Source organism: Nocardia abscessus (assembly GCF_015477775.1).
Taxonomy (GTDB): Bacteria; Actinomycetota; Actinomycetes; order Mycobacteriales; family Mycobacteriaceae; genus Nocardia; species Nocardia abscessus_A.
The window spans coordinates 246,813-266,597 of sequence record NZ_JADLQO010000011.1 but is presented as its reverse complement, the minus strand read 5'-3'; the positions used below and the strand labels follow the sequence as shown (position 1 = coordinate 266,597).

19 protein-coding genes are annotated in these 19,785 nt (G+C 68.6%); 8 read left to right on the top strand and 11 right to left on the bottom strand.

All coding sequences use genetic code 11. The annotated features are described in order from the left end of the window. Positions 1 to 56 precede the first annotated feature (56 nt). From IU450_RS26280 to IU450_RS26270, 3 genes are all read right to left on the bottom strand, one after another. Positions 57 to 986, bottom strand: a complete 930-nt coding sequence (locus IU450_RS26280) for a HAMP domain-containing sensor histidine kinase (protein ID WP_228835157.1) — start codon at positions 984 to 986, stop codon at positions 57 to 59. A gap of 170 nt (positions 987 to 1,156) precedes the next feature. Next, entirely contained in the window at positions 1,157 to 1,852 is a 696-nt protein-coding gene (locus IU450_RS26275) for a response regulator transcription factor (RefSeq protein WP_195152408.1), read from the bottom strand. A gap of 78 nt (positions 1,853 to 1,930) precedes the next feature. Beyond that, positions 1,931 to 2,380 carry a MarR family winged helix-turn-helix transcriptional regulator gene (locus IU450_RS26270; protein ID WP_195152407.1) on the bottom strand — a complete coding sequence of 150 codons (450 nt, stop codon included), beginning with the start codon at positions 2,378 to 2,380 and terminating at the stop codon, positions 1,931 to 1,933. Positions 2,381 to 2,534: 154 nt separating this feature from the next. Between IU450_RS26270 and IU450_RS26265 the strand changes: the two genes are divergently transcribed. Beyond that, positions 2,535 to 3,974, top strand: coding sequence for an MFS transporter (locus IU450_RS26265; protein WP_195152406.1), 1,440 nt, complete (start codon positions 2,535 to 2,537; stop codon positions 3,972 to 3,974). Between the two features lie 21 nt (positions 3,975 to 3,995). Here IU450_RS26265 and IU450_RS26260 read toward each other — a convergent pair whose 3' ends face one another. Beyond that, entirely contained in the window at positions 3,996 to 5,132 is a 1,137-nt protein-coding gene (locus tag IU450_RS26260; RefSeq protein ID WP_195152405.1) for a lipase family protein, read from the bottom strand. Positions 5,133 to 5,247: 115 nt separating this feature from the next. Between IU450_RS26260 and IU450_RS26255 the strand changes: the two genes are divergently transcribed. From IU450_RS26255 to IU450_RS26235, 5 genes are all read left to right on the top strand, one after another. Then, positions 5,248 to 5,877, top strand: a complete 630-nt coding sequence (locus tag IU450_RS26255; protein ID WP_195152404.1) for a TetR/AcrR family transcriptional regulator — start codon at positions 5,248 to 5,250, stop codon at positions 5,875 to 5,877. A 65-nt stretch (positions 5,878 to 5,942) separates the two neighbouring features. Continuing rightward, entirely contained in the window at positions 5,943 to 6,656 is a 714-nt protein-coding gene (locus tag IU450_RS26250; RefSeq protein WP_195152403.1) for an endonuclease/exonuclease/phosphatase family protein, read from the top strand. A 206-nt stretch (positions 6,657 to 6,862) separates the two neighbouring features. Continuing rightward, positions 6,863 to 7,387, top strand: a complete 525-nt coding sequence (locus IU450_RS26245; RefSeq protein WP_195152402.1) for a hypothetical protein — start codon at positions 6,863 to 6,865, stop codon at positions 7,385 to 7,387. A 311-nt stretch (positions 7,388 to 7,698) separates the two neighbouring features. Further along, positions 7,699 to 8,265 carry a copper chaperone PCu(A)C gene (locus IU450_RS26240; protein WP_228835123.1) on the top strand — a complete coding sequence of 189 codons (567 nt, stop codon included), beginning with the start codon at positions 7,699 to 7,701 and terminating at the stop codon, positions 8,263 to 8,265. Beyond that, entirely contained in the window at positions 8,258 to 9,469 is a 1,212-nt protein-coding gene (locus tag IU450_RS26235) for a Dyp-type peroxidase (RefSeq protein ID WP_324197828.1), read from the top strand. The genes IU450_RS26240 and IU450_RS26235 overlap by 8 nt, the downstream gene beginning before the upstream one ends. Before the next feature lie 46 nt (positions 9,470 to 9,515). On the opposite strand, the gene IU450_RS26230 is transcribed toward IU450_RS26235, so the two are convergent. Next, complete coding sequence (locus IU450_RS26230; RefSeq protein ID WP_195152454.1) at positions 9,516 to 9,821, bottom strand: hypothetical protein; 306 nt, start codon at positions 9,819 to 9,821, stop codon at positions 9,516 to 9,518. 352 nt (positions 9,822 to 10,173) lie between these two features. On the opposite strand from IU450_RS26230, the gene IU450_RS26225 reads away from it, so the two are divergent. Beyond that, positions 10,174 to 10,404, top strand: coding sequence for a DUF6400 family protein (locus IU450_RS26225; RefSeq protein WP_195152453.1), 231 nt, complete (start codon positions 10,174 to 10,176; stop codon positions 10,402 to 10,404). A 253-nt stretch (positions 10,405 to 10,657) separates the two neighbouring features. On the opposite strand, the gene IU450_RS26220 is transcribed toward IU450_RS26225, so the two are convergent. The 3 genes from IU450_RS26220 to IU450_RS26210 form a co-directional block, all read right to left on the bottom strand. After that, positions 10,658 to 14,314, bottom strand: coding sequence for a CHAT domain-containing protein (locus IU450_RS26220; RefSeq protein WP_195152400.1), 3,657 nt, complete (start codon positions 14,312 to 14,314; stop codon positions 10,658 to 10,660). A 355-nt stretch (positions 14,315 to 14,669) separates the two neighbouring features. Beyond that, positions 14,670 to 15,026: a hypothetical protein gene (locus tag IU450_RS26215; protein WP_228835122.1), complete on the bottom strand. Its 357-nt coding sequence runs from the start codon at positions 15,024 to 15,026 to the stop codon at positions 14,670 to 14,672. A 575-nt stretch (positions 15,027 to 15,601) separates the two neighbouring features. After that, positions 15,602 to 16,297, bottom strand: a complete 696-nt coding sequence (locus tag IU450_RS26210; protein WP_195152452.1) for a MerR family transcriptional regulator — start codon at positions 16,295 to 16,297, stop codon at positions 15,602 to 15,604. A gap of 110 nt (positions 16,298 to 16,407) precedes the next feature. On the opposite strand from IU450_RS26210, the gene IU450_RS26205 reads away from it, so the two are divergent. Next, the gene (locus IU450_RS26205; RefSeq protein WP_195152398.1) at positions 16,408 to 17,625 is read left to right on the top strand and encodes an erythromycin esterase family protein; all 1,218 of its coding nucleotides are present in this window, start codon (positions 16,408 to 16,410) and stop codon (positions 17,623 to 17,625) included. A 29-nt stretch (positions 17,626 to 17,654) separates the two neighbouring features. On the opposite strand, the gene IU450_RS26200 is transcribed toward IU450_RS26205, so the two are convergent. The 3 genes from IU450_RS26200 to IU450_RS26190 are packed head-to-tail and all read right to left on the bottom strand — an operon-like array spanning position 17,655 to position 19,736. Further along, positions 17,655 to 18,446, bottom strand: a complete 792-nt coding sequence (locus tag IU450_RS26200; RefSeq protein WP_228835121.1) for an SAM-dependent methyltransferase — start codon at positions 18,444 to 18,446, stop codon at positions 17,655 to 17,657. Between the two features lie 58 nt (positions 18,447 to 18,504). Beyond that, positions 18,505 to 18,855 carry a DoxX family protein gene (locus IU450_RS26195; RefSeq protein WP_195152397.1) on the bottom strand — a complete coding sequence of 117 codons (351 nt, stop codon included), beginning with the start codon at positions 18,853 to 18,855 and terminating at the stop codon, positions 18,505 to 18,507. Continuing rightward, positions 18,852 to 19,736 carry a hypothetical protein gene (locus tag IU450_RS26190; protein WP_195152396.1) on the bottom strand — a complete coding sequence of 295 codons (885 nt, stop codon included), beginning with the start codon at positions 19,734 to 19,736 and terminating at the stop codon, positions 18,852 to 18,854. Before IU450_RS26190 ends, IU450_RS26195 begins: the two co-directional genes overlap by 4 nt. Positions 19,737 to 19,785: the final 49 nt, after the last annotated feature.

Sequence of the window (19,785 nt, the reverse complement as noted above, 5' to 3'; positions counted from 1 at the left end):
CGTGCGGAACGGCCCCGGGGTCCGTCCTGGCGGTCCGGGTCATGTGATGTGGCAGATCAGCGGCCGGGCAGAACCACCCGGATGCGGGAGCCGGGATCGGCGACGGCGATGGTGCCGCCGTGCAGGTCGACCACCCAGCGGGAGATGGCGAGGCCGAGCCCGGTGCCGCCGCCCGAGGTCCGGCCGCGGGTGAACCGGTCGAACACCCTGGCGCGTTCGGCGGGCGGTATGCCGGGACCGTCGTCCTCGACGTCGATCACCACCTCGCCCGGCGACACGCGCACGGCGAGGCGGACCTCGCCGCCCGCGGGGCCGTGCCGAGCGGCGTTGTCGAGCAGGTTCAGCAGCACCTGATGCAGACGCGCGCGGTCGGCGTATACGCGGGCGGTGCCGGGCAGCACGTCGGTGCGGAAGCGCACGCCGCGCCCGAGCGCGGCGGTCATGACCTCCGCTTCGGCGACGACGTCGGCCAGCAGCGGCGCGATCGGCAGGTCCTCGCGCACCAGCCGCAAAGCGCCCGCTTCGATGCTGGAGAGGTCGAGCAATTCCGAGACCAGCAGCGTCAGCCGTTCTGTCTGGGCCAGTGCGGTGCTCAGGGTCGCCGGGTCGGGTTGGGAGACGCCGTCGACCAAGTTCTCCAGTACCGCGTGCAAAGCAGTGATGGGGGTGCGCAATTCGTGCGAGACGTTCGCGATGAGGTCACGGCGCTGCTGGTCCGCCGCGGCCAGGTCGGCGGCCATCTGGTTGAACGCCTCGGCCAGCTGCCCCACTTCGTCGCGGGAGCTCGCCCGCACCCGCAGGGTGTAGTCGCCCTGGGCCATCCGTTTGGCCGCCGCGGTCATCTCGCGCAGCGGCCTGGTGATGCCGTGGGCGAGGAATTGCGAGGTCACCAGCGCGATCACCACCGCGGTGAGGGTGGTGCGCGGCGGCAGCCACCCGATCTTGAAGCGGAAGAACCCGAATGCGACCCCGCCGGAACACAGCATGAGGATCGCCAACTTCAGCTTGATCGACTTCACCGGGTCCAGCGGCCGCGGCAACAGCTCGGCCGCGCGGTCGCCGACCCGGCGTACCCAGCTCCACCTTTCGCGAACCGCGCCGCCGGGCCGGTCCGAGCCGACCCGTTCCACCTCCGTCGCCCGCCCGGGCTCGGCGCTCATCGGGCTTCCAGGGCGTAGCCGACGCCGCGCACGGTGCGGATCAGGTCGGCGCCGAGCTTGCGGCGCAACGCCTTGATGTGGCTGTCGACCGCGCGGGTGCCCGCCGCGTCGGACCAGTCCCAGACGTCCTCGAGCAGCCGCTCGCGCGCGAGCACCGTGCGCGGACGGCGAGCCAGCCGGGCGAGCAGTTCGAATTCCAGTGGCGTGAGCCGGGCCTCGACGTCGGCGCGCCAGACCCGGCGCTGATCGACATCGATGCGGAGGTCGCCCACCAGGATCGTCGCGCCGTCGCGGTCGGCCACCCGATCCATCCGGCGCAGCAGCGCGTGCACCCGGGCGGCGAGCACACGCAGCGAGAACGGTTTCGTCAGGTAGTCGTCCGCGCCTACGCCCAGGCCGACGAGCTGGTCGGTTTCGTCGGCCCGCGCGGTCAGCATGAGCACCGGTACCGGCCGACGCGCCTGGATGCGCCTGCACACTTCCAGCCCGTCGAATCCCGGCAGCATGACATCGAGCACCACCAGGTCGGGCTCGACGGCCTCGGCGGCGGTGACCGCCGAGGGACCGTCGTGCGCCAGATCAACGGTGAACCCTTCCGCCCGCAGGCGCGCCGCGACGGATTCGGCGATGGTCAGCTCGTCGTCCACCACCAGGATCCGCCGTGCGGCCTGCGCCGGTGCGCTGTGTTCCATGCACGGAACCCTAGCCACCGGCTGTGGAGAGATCCGGCGGCAATTGTGGAGGTTTCGTGTGCATCCGGGGGCCCGCGTTCACGGCCGGGGCCACGGGCGCTTGTCGATGCGTTCGATGTCGGTGTTGAACCGCTTCAGGAATTCCGCGAACGCGGCGACGTCCTGCGCCGTCCAGTCCGCCAGCACGGTCTCGAGCGCGTGCACGTTGTAGGCCCGTTCGGCGTCGAGCTGCCGCCCGCCCTCGGTGGTGATGCGGAACTTGCGCGCCATGCCGCCGTCCGGATCCGGAATGCGTTCGATCAGACCGGCTTTGCGCATGGCGGTCGTCTGGCGGTGCAGCGTGGAGGTGTCCAGACCGAAGGCTTCGCTGAGCTCACCCACGGACATGGGGCCCTGGACTCGCAGCCTGCTCAGCACGGTGTAGGCGCTGCGGTCGAGGTGGCCGCTGCCCCGGCGGGTCTTCGCGCTGAGGCTGTGCCGCCCCAGCAGCATGGTTTCGAACTCCACCGAAGGTACGGGCTTGTCCACGCGACGCTCCTGCCGATCTCGCGAGCCACGGGCTCATCACCCCCGCAGATATATCACATTCATGCGCCTGTACAGGGAATTTGCATAGTACAACTCTTGTGCATAATGCAATAAATATGTACTGTGCACATCGATTCGAGAGAGGGAGATTCGCGTGGCAGCACCATCCGCAGTACGGTCCGAGGGCATCGTCGGCGTGCTCGCGGCGGCGGGCATCGTCGCCGCTCTGATGCAAACCCTGGTGGTGCCGTTGATCGGGGATCTTCCCCGGCTGCTGCACACCACCGCGTCCAACGCCTCCTGGGTGATCACCGCGACACTGCTGGCCGGCGCGGTGGCCACTCCGATCACCGGAAGGCTCGGCGATCTCTACGGCAAACGCCCGATGCTGCTGGTGTGCACGATTCCGCTCATCGCGGGGTCACTGGTGTGCGCGGTCGCGAGCTCGGTCGTCCCGATGATCGCCGGACGCGGTCTGCAGGGCATCGGCATGGGCGTGGTCCCGCTCGGCATCAGCGCGTTGCGCGACGTCCTGCCCACCGAACGGCTCGGCACCTCCATCGCGGTGATGAGCGCGTCGATGGGCATCGGTGGCGCACTGGGGCTTCCGCTGGCCGCGGCGGTCGCCGAGAACGCCAGCTGGCGGGTGCTGTTCTGGGGCTCGGCCGTGCTGAGCGCGGGCGTGGCCACGCTGATCTGGCTGCTCGTGCCCGCCATCCCGGCGCGCGGAGGCGGCGGCTTCGATCTGCTCGGCGCGCTCGGCCTCGGCACCGCGCTGGTGTGCCTGCTACTCGCGGTGTCCAAGGGCGCCGACTGGGGTTGGGCGAGCGGAACCACCCTCGGCCTCTTCGCGGCGGGGGCCTTGGTGCTGGTGATCTGGGGCTGGTGGGAACTACGCACCGCCGACCCGCTGGTCGACCTGCGGGTGACCGCACGCAAGCAGGTACTGCTGACCAACGCGGCCTCGGTCGTGGTCGGGTTCGCGATGTACGCGCAGTCGTTGATCATCCCGCAGCTGCTGCAACTGCCGGTGGTCACCGGTTACGGCCTCGGGCAGTCCATGCTCGCGATGGGACTGTGGATGGCCCCGGCCGGGCTGGTGATGATGGCGGTCTCCCCGCTGGGCGCCCGGCTCTCGGCCGCGCGCGGCCCGAAAGTGACGCTCATCGTGGGCAGCGCGGTGATCGCCCTCGGGTACGGTTCGTCGGTCCTGCTGCTGGGCTCGACCTGGGGCCTGCTCATCGTCACCTGCGTGTGCAGCGGTGGCGTCGGCCTGGCCTACGGCTCGATGCCCGCGCTCATCATGGGTGCGGTCCCGCTGTCGGAGACCGCGTCCGCCAACAGCTTCAACACCTTGATGCGCTCGATCGGCACCTCGGTGTCGGCCGCGGTCGTCGGCGTGGTGCTCGCGCAGCTGAGCACCCGCCTCGGTACCCACACCATCCCCACCGAAGCCGGTTTCCGCACCGGTTTGCTGATCGGCTGCGGCGTCTCCGTGCTTGCCGCGCTCGTCGCGCTCGCCATTCCGGTCCGCAAGCCGACCGCGCCGCCGCAGGACGCCCTCGACCTCGAGCCCGCGGCCGCACGCGCCTGACTCCTCGCGGCGGGCCCCGGGTCAGGCGAACAGGCGCGCGACGAACGGGATGCTGTCGGCCAATGAAGCGGCCATGGTGGCGCTGTGATCCTTCCCCGGATACACATGGACTTCGGGCCGCACACCGTGCAATTCCATGTCGGCCACCAACTTCGCGGTCAGCGGGGCAGGGACATCGGTGTCGTTCGTGCCCTGACCGAGGAAGAGCGGGCGGTCGTAGCCGGTGAGCGGAACGTCCATCACGGGGCGGGCAGTGGCGACGAAATCCCCGTCCGCGAGCGGGCGCGAGAACAACCGGTTGACCGCGATCCCTCGCGCGCGGTCGGCCAGCGGTTGAAAGCACAGTGACTCCGCGGCGCTGGCCAACTGCTTGCCCTCGGGGCTGAGGTAGCTGTCCAGGTCGAAGCCGGGGCGCGCCGCCTTCAGCCCGTTCATCACGTAGGCGAGGTAGGCGGTGAGGTGCGCGTTGTCGATCGCCGGCGCGGTGGGCCCGAGAAACGAAGCGGCGTCGACGATATTGGAGGCCGGACCGGTGGCGACGGCGCCGCGATAGTCGAGCTCGGGGGCGTACCTCGTGGCCAGCGACGCGGTGAACACCGCCCCGCCCCCGCCTTGGGACTGGCCGATCGCGATCCACTTCGACGACAGCGAACCGTCGAGGGCGCGGGCCGCGCGCACCATGTCGATCGCCGCGTGCGCCTCGGCGCGCCCATCCAGGTACGCGTGCGGGCCCGGGGTGCCCAGACCGATGTAGTCGGTCGCCACGACGGCGTAACCCTGCCGCAGCCAGGTCGCCAGGTAATCCAGGTCGCGCTTGCTGCGGCCCACGGTCGAAGGAGCGCATTCGTCGGCGAGGCCGACCGTTCCGTGCTCCCAGGACAGCACCGGCCAGCCGCCACTCGGCGGCGCGCCCGCGGGAACGAACACGGCGCCGCTGGAGAGTGCGGGCTGGTCATCGGAGGTCCGGGTCCAGTACGTCACGCGGCGCGCTGTACCCGTGCCCTCGATCCAGAGCTGTTCGGGCAGCGCCGCGTCGGTCGCGACCGTGCCCGGCGCCGCGCCTGCGGCGACCGGATCGGCCCCCGCCGAACCGACCGACGGTCCCGCGAAGAGCAATGCCGCCACGGCCACGCTGATTCCTGCACGTCGCACCGACATGGCGCCACCTCTCGTTCCCGGCTCGATGTCTCGACGAGACACTGTAGCCCGAATCTCCCCTAAAGTGTCACTTTGAGACACCAATGTCGACGACATCGAGAAGAGGGATTGCGGCATGACGGGTGTGAACGGTCCGCGCGAGCGCGAGAAGGCGCGAGTTCGACGGGAATTGGTCGATGCCGCGCTGCGACTGTTCGAGCGGCACGGGTTCGAGCAGACCACCGTGCAGCAGATCGCCGACGCGGCGCGCGTTTCCCGGCGCACCTTCCACCGGCATTTCCCGTCGAAACTCGCGGTCGTCTTCAGCCATGAGGAAGACCTGATGGCGCAGTTGCTCGCCGCCGTCGACCGGCGCCCCACGAGCGAATCGGTGCTGACCGCACTGCGGGCGGCGCTGAGCGACTTCCTGCTCGACGAACAGAACGCGCGGGCACGCGACCGCCAAGCCGAGACGGCACGGCGGGCCAGGCAACTGCTGGTCGGCAACCCGGAACTGCGCCGCGAGAACTTCATCGGCGCCCTGGGACGCCAGCGCGCGATGGCGCTGAACTTCGCCGTCCGCGCCGGGCTCCGCGCCGACGATCTGCGGCCGCAGCTCACCGCCGCGGCTTGTTTCGCCGCTTTCGGCGTGGGCCTCGATCACTGGATGCTGGGCGAGGACCATTCCGTCGCGGCCTTGTATCGCGTTCTCGATCACGCGGTCGCGTCGCTTCAGCAGGGCATCGACATCCAGGGCGCGGGGTGAGCGCATCGGGCGCGGCCCAGCCCGCGCCGCAACCTGTTTCACCCGGTTCGCCTACGATCGCGAGGGTGATCACGGTGGCCACTTGGAACGTTCTGCATCGCGTCCACGCCGAGAACTGGTACGAGGACGTCGCGACCCGCTGGCCGGACGAGGGCGCACGGATCGCCGCGATCACCGCGCGGGTGGCCGAACGCACCGAGCGGATCATCGCGTTACAGGAGGTCAGCGGCGATCAGCTGGCCAGCCTGCGAATGGCGCTGCCGGATCGGACGTTCCACGCGATGCGGTACCAGCGGTTGCCGACGCCGCGGCGCATGCCCAGTTCCCTGCTCGACGGCGGCGAGTACCTCGTGGTGCTCACCGCCGAACCGAGCAGGGAGCTCGCGGCCGAATCCTTCGCCCACGATCACGGCAAGGGCGCCCTGGTCATCGACGCGGGCGAACTGACGGTGATCGCCACCCATGTGACCGGCGATCGACGGCGCACCGACCAGCTGTCGCGCCTGGCCGAACTCGCGTCGGACGCACCGGCGCCCGCCGCGGTGCTGCTGGGTGACTTCAACACCGATCGCGCCTCGGTCGCCGCCGGGCTGGGCGACGACTTCGTCGTCGCCGAGTGCGTCGCCGGTGCGCTGCCGACCCGCCCGCGCTCCTCGGGCGCGAAATCCCAGTACATCGATCACGTGGTCGTGCACGGCGCGAGCGTCACCGGGGCGTCGGTCGACGACGTCGGCGGAGTATCCGACCACAACCTCGTCCACGCGGCCGTCACGGTGTGAGCGGACCTCGGCTTCCGCATCGCGCGCACCCCCTTCGACACGAAGGACGGTTCCGCGGACCGGCGTTGGTTCGCGGGAGATATTGCGCGGAAAGCTGTCTCGTTCCGTTTCCGCGCCCGTGCGGCTCGAGCCGCCGCCGGGCCGGAATGCCGCCGCGGCCTCGATCCGATGCCCGGCACGGCTACGACAGTCGGTAGTATGAGACGGTGCGAAATCCGACGGTGATGGCGGCGCGGCTACGCGGCGCGTTCGTCGGATCCGCGGCGGGGGCGGTGAGCATCGCCGCGCATGCACTCGGTGGGGGCGCGATGTCTCCGGGCGCCTCGCCGATCGCCACACTGATCGCGGCCTGCGCGGCCGTGGGCGTGTTCGCCGGCGCGCGACGACACCGCCACGGGCTCGGCGAGATCATGGCGACGCTGGCGATCGCGCAGGCTGTCGCACACCTCGCAGCCACCCTGTCGACCGCTCACCACCACGACGCGGGCGCGACATCGGTCATGCTCGGCACGCATCTCGCGGCTGTTCCGCTCGGCGCGCTGCTCATCCACGCCGCCGAACAGGCTCTGCTGCGTGCGGCCTGCGGGATGCGGCAGGCCGTGCGGGTCCTCGCCGATCGGCCCGGCGCACCGGTCCGGATCAGCTCGCTCGCATTCGGCCGTGCACTCCCCCGGCCACGGCGCCTGCTGCTCAGTTCGGGTTCCGGCCTGCGCGGCCCACCGCCGGACTGACCCTTCACATCGCAGGCGGACATCGCGGGCTCATCGCCGCGGTCGCGCGATGCGTTCAGCGCTGCTCACGCTCGATCCGGATCACCCGCCGAGCCCGTGCGGCTCGTCGCGACCTTCGGCATCGATCCGCGCGCGCCACGACATGGCGGCCGACGAACGATTCGTCCCGAGACCCGGTGAGCCGCGGCTCGTTCCGCGCATCAGCGGTCGAAGTTCCGCGTCCGGGCGACGACTCCGGGGCACTGCGCGCGCCGCACTGTCTTCGCCGGTCCACCATGCGCCACATCACATCTCACATCTTCGGAGTTCTCATGCATACCTTCACTCGGCAACGCACCACACGCCTCCTGCCCGGTGCGATGGCCACCGCTGCGGCGGCACTCCTCCTGACCGCCTGCTCGTCGGCCGACGCGACCCAGGCCGCCGCCTCGGCGAACACCGTGACCATTTCCGATCAGTGGGTCAAAGCCGCCGACAGCGGAATGTCGGCCGCGTTCGGCGACCTGACCAACTCCGGCGACACCCCACGCACCATCGTCTCGGCCACCAGTCCCGCCTCGGAGCGGATCGAACTGCACGAAGTGGTCGCCGACGCGAACGGGACGAAGGCGATGCGGCCCAAACGCGGCGGCTTCGTCGTTCCCGCGCACGGGCGCACACAGCTGCGGCCCGGCGGTGACCACATCATGTTCATGGGCCTGCTCGGACCGCTGCGCACCGGCTCGGAGACATCGGTCACGCTGACCTTCGATGACGGCTCGACCACCACCTTCACCGCCCAGGTGCGCGACTTCTCCGGCAACCAGGAGAATTACGTGCCCGACCACGCGGGCGGCGAGTCCCATACCGGCGCGCAGACCCCCGCGCACGGTGGCTGAGCGGAACGAACCGCGACCCGCACGGATCAACCGGCGGCGTCTGCTGGGCGGCGGCGCCGTCGCGGCAGGCGCCGCCGGTATCGGGCTCGGCGCGGCCGCCCGCCCCGGGCGGCGGGACCCCGATCCGTCGTCGGGGGACGCGACGGTGCCGTTCTACGGGCCGCACCAAGCCGGCATCGATACCATCCCGCAGGCCCACGCGGCGTTCCTGGCCTTCGACCTGAAGCCGGGCGCTCGACGCGACGACCTCGTCGGATTGCTGAAGATCTGGACCGGCGACGCCGCCCGGCTCACCCAGGGCAGGCCCGCTCTGGCGGACACCGAACCCGAACTCGCGCTGCGCTCCGCGCGGCTCACCGTCACGGTGGGTTTCGGACCGGCGGTGTTCCCGGCGGCCGGGCTCGAGCGACACCGGCCGTCCTGGCTGCGGCCGTTGCCGCCCTTCGCCATCGACCGGCTCGAATCGGCGTGGACCGGCGGCGACCTGCTCCTGCAGGTCTGCGCCGACGAGGTCACCACGGTGTCGCACGCGGTGCGCGTGCTGTGCCGGAGCGTGTCCTCACTGGTCACGGTGCGCTGGGTACAGCGCGGCTTCCGGGATGCCGCGCCGGGCACGACACCGCGCAACCTGATGGGCCAGGTCGACGGCACGGTGAACCTCGCGCCCGGCACGCCGGAGTTCAACCGTCTGGTCTGGGATGACGGCGCGGCCCGGCCGTGGCTGGACGGCGGCACGTCGTGCGTGCTGCGGCGGATCGCGATGACACTGGACACCTGGGACGAAATCGACCGGGAGGAAAGGGAACTCACCATCGGCCGCACCGTCGCCAACGGTGCGCCGCTGACCGGTGCCGACGAGTTCGACGAGCCGGACTTCGCCGCGGTGGACGCGAACGGGATCCCGGTCATCCCACCGTCGTCGCACATCGCGCGCGCTCATCACACCCACGACGGCGAGCGCTTCCTGCGACGTGGCTACAACTACGACGACGCGCCCACGCCCGGCCGGATCTCCAACTCGGGCCTACTGTTCGCCGCCTACCAGCGCGACGTGGACACCCAGTTCGTTCCGGTGCAGCGACGACTCGCGGAGTTCGACGCGCTCAATGTCTGGACGACGCCGATCGGTTCCGCGGTGTTCGTGATCCCGCCCGGAGTTCCGGCGCCGGGCGGCTACCTCGGGCAATCGCTGTTCGAGGCCTGACCCGTGTTCGGCGCCGGCCGGCACACACCCGCCGGCGCCGAACACGTCAGGTCCACAGGACGGCTACGAAAACGTTGACGATCGCCAGCACGCCCGCGGCGTGGGTCAGCCACGGCACCGACTTGCCGCGCTTGTCGCGCCCGCGCCCGATCTCGGCGAATGCGGCCACCGCCACCGAAACGACCAGCTTCACCCCGATCTTCGCCATGTCCGGGTCCTTGGCCAGGGAGTCGATCGATTCGGCCATGCCGACCAGGATCACCCCGGTGACGATCTGCAACCGCGCACCCCAGACCATGAGTTCCGAGACACGTGGCTGCCCCGCGACATAGCCACCTACCACTGCGGCCATGCCGAGCAGGTGCGTGACGACTACGACGTTGTAGACGAGTTCTGACACGTTCACGCTGCAAACATGCCACGGTTTCGGTGACAGCGCACAGTACCGACTCCTGGATCTGCTGACAGCCACTGGGCAATGCGCGCCTGGCCACCGAAGGCATCACCACCCAGGTCGGCCGGCTTCGTGGCCAGCCGGGTGAGGGCGAGGCAGCGACACCCGTGTGGAGGCGCTACTCCGTGGTCCGGTCCGCGCACGGGCATCAAATGTGATGAAGTCCAACCGTGGAACGTGATGCACGTCATTGCTCGAGAGGGTCTGGTTGGGCATCGTCATCGAATCGTTTTCGGAAAGAGATGCCCGCATGGCCGACCATAATTTTGCTTACGACCTCACGCTGGACGAGGCACGACGGCGCACCGCCGTCGTCGCTGCGCTCGGTGACGACTGGGATCCGGTCGCGGTGCTCGCCGAGGAAGAACTGGCATACGAGATGCTGTACTCGAATCTCGACGATGAGCAGCAGCGGATCTACGAGGAACTCGTCCAGGCCGGGATCCTGCCGGATCGGGCGACGCGCAACATTGCCGACTGACCTCTCCGCCGACACCCGCACGCGGCGGCGGATCCCACCGACCCCGACCGATTCGGTTTCTACTCGCTGAGTGCCGAGCACCGCTGCAACCGGGGTCCGACCTCGGCGGATGATCTGTTCACTGCACCCCCAGCTGATACCGGTCGAGTCGGCGGTTGGTGCACACTGTCAATCGGTTCCACCCATCGGGCACTACCAATTGCACAGGCGCGGTGTCTGCACAAATCTTTGCCGCGGAAAACGGTATTCGTGCTCATGCGCCGGCATGGATGTGTGCCGCCCAGAGCGTCGGGGTAGCGGCCTTCCTGTTGCGAATGTCGAGTACGACACGGTGCAGGATTTCCGCCGTCGAGGCCATGTTCGACGTTCCGTCCGGGTTGGTGATGCTTTTGTACACGTTGGTGGCGATGGTGGTGGCGATGTCGTCGTCGACCTCCCAGAGGGTGCCGATGACGTGCGTGTAGCCCGCGAGCTGGAACGCCGATACGAGATTTATGCCCTCGTCGGCGAGTTGATCGTCGGCGGTGTGCGCGGTTTCGCAGGCGGATAGATAGGCGAGGTCGGCGTATCGGGGGTACACCGTGGCGAGTGCTCCGACGGTGAGGGGCTCATCGTGCAGTAAGAGCGCGCTCCGCGACGGATCTGTGGGGTGGCTGTGCGCATGACAGGCGAAGTGGACCATGGTGCAGGTCTCGAGCAAGGTCAGAATAGTGGATCTGGTGGGCAGCACGTCCGGCGGCAGATCGGTGCCGGAGTTCGCCAAGGCGAGGAGTTCGTCTCGGCTGAACGGTTCGACGTATTCCGGATCGGCGGAGTCGGCTTCGGGTTCGGTCACGACGCAAGGGTTGTGTAGGCATTCCCGGATCGCGCGGACTTCTTCGGGGACGAAATGCAGGCGCCCCGGGATGCCGGGAGTGGTCGGCATGGAGACGATCAGTGCGCGGCTGTCATGGTCGGGAACGCGCATGCGCCGGTGTGCGTAGGCCAGGGCGCGAAGCGTCGGCGTATAGGACGACACGACGCGGTCCAGCACGGATCGTGCGTGTGAGTCGGAGTTGTGGTAGCCGGCGGCGTGGATCGGCAGATTGCCCAGCAGCCCTCCGGGCGCCCACCAGATTCGCGGCCACGCTTGTCCTGCGCTCGGCGGTGCGTCGTGACCGAGGGCCTCGAGCACCGGGCCGGTGGCGTTGTCCCACAGCCATTGCAGAACGCGGGAAAGCGAGCGCTGCGCCGCGACGCGGTGCGCCGGGGTGCCGGCCGGGTTCGTCGCATCGCGCAGGGCTTGGCGAAAGGCAACGACTTGTTCGGTGACGGCATCCAGGCCCATCGTGGGCAGCGAGACGGCGCGCACGGTGCCGCCGGTGACCAGCAGGGCATCGCTTCGATACCGGCTGATGTTGAACACAACGACGGCCCCTGGAAGGTTCCCATCCGGCATATCGATGTCCGGCGAAGCCTGCGCGAAAGAGGAAAAGCCTGCGTGGGAACGGATCTCGTTCAGCAGTGCGGTGTACTGTTCGCCCAGCGTCCTGCGCTCCCGTACGGGATCGGGGAATGTTCTGAGGGTGGGATCGGGGAAGTCGCCGAGCCAGAAGTATCCGAGGGCGTCTCCGTCGCGCGTCATGCCCAGTGTGTGACGCAGTGACTCCAGGCGTGCGGCGAGGTCGGGATGCTGAGCGGCCAGTTCTGTTGTATCGCTGCGAATCTCCATTCCCTGGCCGAACAGGATCGCGCGGCCGGTCTCCAACAACTGCAGCGCTCGACCGGCCCGCTGATCGATGGACTGGCTGGGATCCTGGAGGGCCAGGGCGGCCGCGTCGGTGGCCACCCTGCCGATGTCGCGCAGTTCGCGCTGTTGATCGGACGTCTCCAGATGGCGCGGCACCAGGTCACCCAGCAGATGCACCGCATACGCCAGCAGCTCCGCCGCGCGGGCCGGATCCGCCCCGGCAAGAAGGATCCCGCCGGCGTGCGCGGCCCGGATCCGTAGCACGGGATCGTACTGGCGCGTCACTGCGACCTGCTCCAATGCCGCGAGCCCTCGGTCACGGTCTTCCGGTGTCCCGGAGTGGCCATGGCGCGTCGCGAATGCCGCGCCGAGGTTGAACAGCAGCTGAGCGGGCGGGACGCGCTCTGTCGTGCTGTGCAGTGCCTCCTGCCCCATGTCGATCACTTCGTCCAGATCCGCGATGTCGCCGTACTCGTGGAATCGTTCGCGCAGTCCAGCGGCAAGGGAACTCAGCAACGACAGTCGCTCGACGTCGCTCGAACCGCCGCCCGCGGGTATGGCGGCCCGAATCAACCGGATCGACTGGTCCAGATCTTCGCGGTCTCCGGTGACGAAGAAACGCTCGAACAGCGCCTGGGCCAGACGCCCCGAGCGCCGCGCCCCGCCCGTCGAGTCCGCAGGGGCTGAATCAGCGGCCGCTCGCAAGAACTCGATGGCTTGCTCCAGATCGGCCGCCTCCCCGACGCGACCGAAACGTTCCAGAAGCGCCCGGCCGAGCAACTCCACACCGGTCGGGCGGCGTGGGTGGTCGAGCGGCAACTCTTCCATCGCTTGCCGACAGTGCCAGATCGCCTGGTCGAGATCGCTCAGTGCCCGGTCACGCAGAAACCGGTCATGCTGGATGACAGCGAGCTCGATCAGCCGCCAGGGCCGGTTGGGATGCCCGTCCGGCAATGCCGCGGACATGGCGCGATGCACGGTGAACAATTCGTCCAAATCCGTTGCCGATCCGGTTGATTCGAATCTGGCGTGCAGTGAGCGTGCCAACGCGTCCAGATAGGTCGTGGCGTAGGGGTCGGAATCGAGATGGTTCACTGCGGCCCACCCGGCTTCGATCGCCGCATCCAGGTCAGCCGACGATGCTGTCAATATGTGCCGGGAATGCAAGGCGACGCCGAGATTGGACAGACTGATGACCCGTCGGGGACTGTCGGCCGGAATCCCCTCCGCCGCCGCATGAAACAAGTCGATGGCATCATCCAGGTCCGCTGGGTCTCCGAATGCGTCGAACCGCCGGTGAAACGCCGTGCCCAGATTCGACAGGTGTTCGGGGCGGCTGGGGTGCCCCGCCGGAGTTGTCTCCACGGCATCGCGCCCGGCGCGGATCGCCTCGGCAAGGTCGGTCTCGTCGCCGGTGCGCTCGAAGCGGAGCCGCAACGCCGACACCAGAGCACCGGCGCAGGCCGCTCGGAGTTCGTCGGAGTCTGCCACCGCGGCCCCTCGCCGCAGAGTGTCGATCGTTTCATCGACGCCCCCGTAGTCCTCGTCGAGCTGACATCGAGCCAACAGGACATTTCCGAGATTGATCAGGGATGTCGCGTCGCGGGATCGCTCGAGCAACGACGCACGCAACGACGATTCGGCTCGGTCCAGATCCGTCCGATCACCGAATGATTCGAAGCGGACGAAGCACGCGATACCCGAAGCGGCGGCGCGATGCGCCCGATCGGAGTGGTCGCGTGGCGTCGCTTCGACGATGCGCTGCCAGATGTCCGCGGCGATCTCGACGGCGTGTTCGTCTCGTGTCCGCATGGCGTGTTCGAGGACTGCCGATCCTTCCGGGACCAATTCGTCGGCCACGCGGGCCAGCAGTTCCTCGGGCAAGGGTCCGCGCCCGGCAACCAGACAGTACGCATGCTGGGTGATCGCGGTACTGAGATCCATGGGATCGCCGCCCCCGGCCCGGGATCGGTAGCGATGCCAGTGCACCCATCCCAGCAGCCACCGCGAATGCAGGGCCTCCAGGTCGTTTTCCCGGGGAAGAAGATCAGCAAGTCGCCGCGCCGCCGCGCTGATCCGGTGGTCCAGTACAGGTGCCGCGTCCGGGCCGTTCGCTACCCGGTCCAGCGCATCCTGCAAGGTGAGATGAAGTCCGGCGATCTCGTCTTCTCTCGACAGCATCGCATGCTCCCCCAGTCGCTCGTCCACCGCGAGCATAAATGCCACTCCACCGGACGTCCGCGTGTCGCGGAAGGTCGCACCACGCCTCCGACCGAGCGGACGCGCCAGTGCGCGCAAGTGCTGAAATGGACGATTGTTTAGATAAGTATCTTCACCTCACAGTGAATTCTTCTGCGATCCACCGGCCACCTATTCGCCGCTTGCCCGCCGTCATCGGGGTGACAATCGCCGCATTGCCGGATCTGCCGACTCCAGCCGCCGAACCAAACGACCATTTCGGACAGTGAGAGGCCGGGCGGATTTGTGACCCGCCCGGCCGTGTCGACTACTCGATTCGGTTCTTCAGGATGATGGATCAGAACGGGGTGAAGAAGAAGCCGATCCAGGCACCGATGGCAGCGCCGACCGCGCAACCGACGACGGCGCCGACGACGAAGAACCAGATTCCGATGGCAATGCCGATCGCGCAGCCGATCGCCGCGCCCACCAAGGCACCGCCGAGCAGGGCATCGTGCATCAGGCCCTGCACCTCGGGTGAGACCGCGGCGGGTGACGGAACGCCTGCCGCCGGGGTCATCGTCAGCGTCCTACCCGACGGATCGAGCGACGGCGTGACGCTGAAATTCTGGCCTGTCTCCATACGCAGTGTCGTCGGAATCGCGCCGACGATCGCGCCGTCATCGGCGATCACGTTGACGGCGTCCGGCGTCACCTCGAATCTGCCGGAGGCCAGATCGACTACTGCGCTGCGGTGATCCGCGGCCAGCGTTGTGGTGTAGGAGATAGGACCGTCCACTCCGTTCATCGTGAGGCTTGCCAGAGTGCCCTCACCATGCGCTGTGGCCATTGCTATGCCTGTTGACGCTATGGCCAACAGAGCGGTCGCCACTAGTTTCTTGATAATCATTGGGAGTCCAATCATCGGACCGATGTGTGGATTCTTTCCCCCGGGCGGGCGACGTTGACCGTCAGGTATGATTTACCACCTTCCACCATTGCTGTCGATAGGTGTTCGCTATAGGGGTTTTTTTCGTATTCGAAGTCGGTATTTTCCCCTATTCGCACAGCGGCGCGAATGGCAGATCCGGTACCGACTTGTGGGTCGAAGCGGACGGTAGATGCCGAGAACCGACCGCGAACCACCGGCTCGATGTAAGTGTTGTCGACACTTGCTGGATTGCGGCTATACCAACGTCCCGACGGCAATAAGCTTGTCCGCCGGGCGGCTTCGGCAGGAGTTCATCGGCACGCGCCGGACGCCGACGATCGTGTTGCGACGGGATCCGGCTACGTCTGGTCGAGCATGGTGAGGTAGGTGTCGAGCCGAGCCGCGCCGACGAGAAGGTTGCGGCTGCGCGTGGTCAGCCGATCATGCCAGGCGTCGAGGAAGGCGCTCAACGCGTCCGCCCCGCCTGCCTCGCGCAGCGCATCGATGAACTGCGCGACCTGGGACAGCAAGTACCCGCCTCGGCGCAACTGTCGCGCGATCTCGGCGTCGCGTACGCAGTCCGGTCCGTATAGGCGATAACCCGTTGCTCGGTCGCGTTCGGGGCGCAGGATGCGGTGGGTCTCCCAGGTGCGCAGGGTGGCCGGGTGTACGCCGAGCCTGCGCGCGAGTTCGCCCACGGTCAGCGGTCGACCGTGACCAGGAGTCGGCATCGTGGTGGACAGGCTACCCAGGGCTGCCGCGACCTCGGTGCGCGTATCGCGTTCGGCGAGCAGCGCGACATGTGCGGCGTCGATGAGCCGATAGGCGGACTCGGTGTCGCCGCGGTGGATCGCGCGCATGATCTCGATTGCCCGCTGGTGCCCGTGGCCGCCGCGCAACGCGAGGAAGACGCGTAGGGCCTGCGCGTGCACGGGTGTGTAGCGCCGGTAACCGGTCTCGCTGCGCTCGGTCGGCGGGAAGATGCCCGCGTCGTCGTAGTTGCGGATCGCCTGTGCGGACAACCCGTGCTCCCGGGCGAGGTCGATGGGCCGCAGCTTGCACCTCCTATTGAGGCTTTTGTCTCCAATACCAGGTAAAAGCGGCAGAAGTTTCACTCGAATCTTCAACGATAGTGTCGAGGGTACGCGATCCGGAAAGGGTGCTCATGTCTACTGCCACATCACTGCGTGGAATCGGCCGCCAACTCGACGACCCGGCAAGCCTGGGCCGCGCCCTCGATGAACTGCTCGCCGCACGGAACGAGCCGCCTGCCCTGCTCGCTCTCGGCGAGCCGACCCACGGGATCGAGGCGTTCCCGTTGCTGCGCAACGAACTCCTCCGTCATCTCGTCGACCAGGGGTACCGGTCGATCGTGTTGGAGACCGATATTTTCGCCGCGTCCGTTGTCGAGGACTACGTGGGCGGGGCAACGGCGGACATCGACACGGTGCTCGCGACCGGGTTCAGCCACGGGTTCGGCGCCGTGCCGGGCAACCGGGAACTCGTCGAATGGCTCCGCGCGCACAACGCCGGGCGCACACCGTCGGAGCGGGTCCGCTTCCACGGCTTCGACGCGCCGGTGGAGCACTCCGGCGCACCGAGCCCGCGACGCGCCCTGTCCTCGGCCGCCGACTACCTACCCGAGGCGCTGCGGCCGCGATCGGTCCGCGACCTCGACGCTCTGCTCGGCGAGGAAGCGGACTGGACGAACCAGGCGGCCATGTTCGACCCGGCAGCGTCCATCGGCGACTCCAGCCGTGCTCGCGCCCTGCGCATCGTCGCGGACGATGTCGCCAGCGCGCTGCGTCGCGCGGCCCCCGGCCTGCGACTCGCCGACCCGACCGGCTACGAGCACGCCGTCGCGCACGCGCGCACCGCCCAGGGCCTGCTGCGCTATCACGCGGCCATGGCCGACCCCGGGCCCGATCGCATCGCGACCCTGCTCAGCCTGCGCACCGAGATGATGGCCGAGAACCTGCTCGCGATCGTCGCCCAGGAGCAGCGCCGCGGGCCGAGCCTGGTTTTCGCGCACAACGTGCACCTACAGCGTGCGCAGTCCCACATGTCGGTCGGCCGGGACGACGTGAACTGGTGCGGCGCGGGCGCGCTCGTCGCGCTCACCCTCGGCGAGCGCTACGTGTTCCTGGCAACCGACGCCAACCCCAACAGCGATCCGGGCACCCTCCAGCACGAATTGGCCGAGGCGACCACCCGCCGCACCCTGTTTCCGGCACAGGCGCTGCGCGCCGCGCTTCCCCCGTCGATCGGCACGGGCGAACCGATCGTGCCCGGCCACATCCCGCTCACCCCGGCGGACGCGGCCGGCGCCGACGCGGTCATCTTCGTCGCCGACACCGACGGAAAGCGGCATCAGTACTGGTAGCGGCACTGGACAATTCGGCGGCCTCGTCGTCAGTGCTCACGCAGCAGCGGCTGGGACTGGTAGGTGGTGTCGACCGTGGTGACGTGCGGGTCGAGTGGGCGGTCGGCGCGGCGGGCGACCACGCGGACGTAGCCGAGGTAGTCGCCTCGGTCTTGTCCGAGGGCCTGAATCTCGGCGGTGTTGTCCGGTGCGACCTCGTGCTGCCAGTCCAGCCAGCGCCGCCATCCGTCCGGCATGGTGTCGGCGTGGGTGACGTCGAGGACACCGCTGCGCTGCCAATGGCGCTGCCACCACGGCGCCGAGTGCAGGCAGGCCATGCTCGGTGCCCACCAGGACCGCAGGTGCTCGGGTATCGGGCCGTCGATTTCGCGGGTCAGCCCGGCTCCGGCGATGGCGATGGTGGCGCCGGGGCGGACGAACGATGCCAGGTAGTTGGCGTAGAGGTCGTCGGTGCCGTAGTAGACGAACGAGTCGATGCTCACGATCGCGTCGAAGAATCCGGCGGCGAACGGCAAGGCGCGGGCGTCCGCGCGGATGGAGTACACCGAGTTCGCGACTCCGGCGTCGCGGAACCGTGCCGCTCGTTCGTCGGGGCTGAACCACAGATCGGTGGCCCAGACCTGGACTCCGAATTCACGGTGCAGGAACACCGACGACGCGCCACGTCCGCAGCCGAGATCCAGCACGCGCATGCCGGATTGCAGATCGATGGCCTCGGTGAGCCATTCGGTGAGCCACAACGAGTTCGCGCCGCCGCTGACGCCGGCGCGAATCCAGTCGGGGTGGTAGGCGTTGGTGCGGGGGAAGTTGTCGTTGATCAACAGGGTTCCTTATCGGGTGGGCGGAGTTCGCCTCGGCTTGGGCGCGAGTCGACAGCAGTCACGACCCGACTCCGGCCAGGAGCACCAGGGACGAGACCGACAGCGCGAGGAAGACGGCCGGTGCGGCGACATCACGCCGGCGCGCACGCAGATGCGTGCCGATCGCCGCGACGAAGTAGACAACGAGACCGAGCGCTGCCGCGACCGACACCGGCCACCACAGCGGCCCGCAGGCGAGCCCGCCGGCGGCGGCGAGTTTGACGACACCCAGCATCCACACATGCTGCACGGGGAAGCCGACGGCGGCGACCGTGTCGACAATCTTCGGGTGGCGGACAAGGGGCGCCACACCCGAGCCGGCCACTGAAAGGGCCAGGCAGCCCGTCACGAGTACTGCTGCGATGTTCATTTCCACTCCTGAGTGGTCGGGGAACGATGTGCGGCGGTCGCGAGGATCGCGGCGCCGAGGGCGTAGGGAATCAGCGTCGCCATGAACGGGATGCTGGTGACGAAGGCGACGGTCGCCGGTACCGCGTCGGCAGCGTGTGGCAGGGCAATTGCCGCGCCGGCGCCGGCCGAGAGCGCGACGGCCAGGACGCATCCCGCCGCGGTGAGGACCGTCCCGATCCGGCGTGGCACCGCAGATTCTCCAACGGCCAGCCAGGCCAGTGCCGCCGCGGCGGCATAGGCGGAGACGACGTAGGCGATCTGGACCAGGTCCAGCCAGACCAGGGTGTAGCCGACGAAGTCGACCGGGCCGGTGGTGCCACGCAGATACTGCGCTGCCGACCAGTGCGTCGCCTCCACCGCCAACTGTTGTTCCTCGGCGCCGGTGAGCACGATCGCCAAGCGGGCCAGCAGGTTCAGCACGAACCCACCGGTCCCGAGCCCGAACACGACCATCGCGGGCACGGCCACTCCCACGCGGGGCGACCGCCGGAACTGCAGAAGCAATCCGACCGCGCCGACCAGCACAGCGATCGACACAACCAACAGCACCGCAGTGTTGACAACCATCGATGACGGTCGGCTCGCTGTGGGTTCTCCGGTGAAACCTGCGATCGCGAACAGCACGATCGCGGCCGCCACCAACGTCACCGCTGGCAACTGCCTCGGAGTGACGACACCCCTGATCGCCACTGCGGCGAGCGCGACGTAGATCCCGGCCTGCACCGCGAACATCGGGGCGCTCACCACGGCAACCGCGGCATTGACCAGCGCAAGCGCCAGGCCGACCGGCCACGGCGCCAGCAGGCCGTAGCGGAATCGCGGGGTAGATGGACCACTCATCGACTCTCCATTTCATCAGACATACTGTCTGGCGAAATGATGCGCTTTC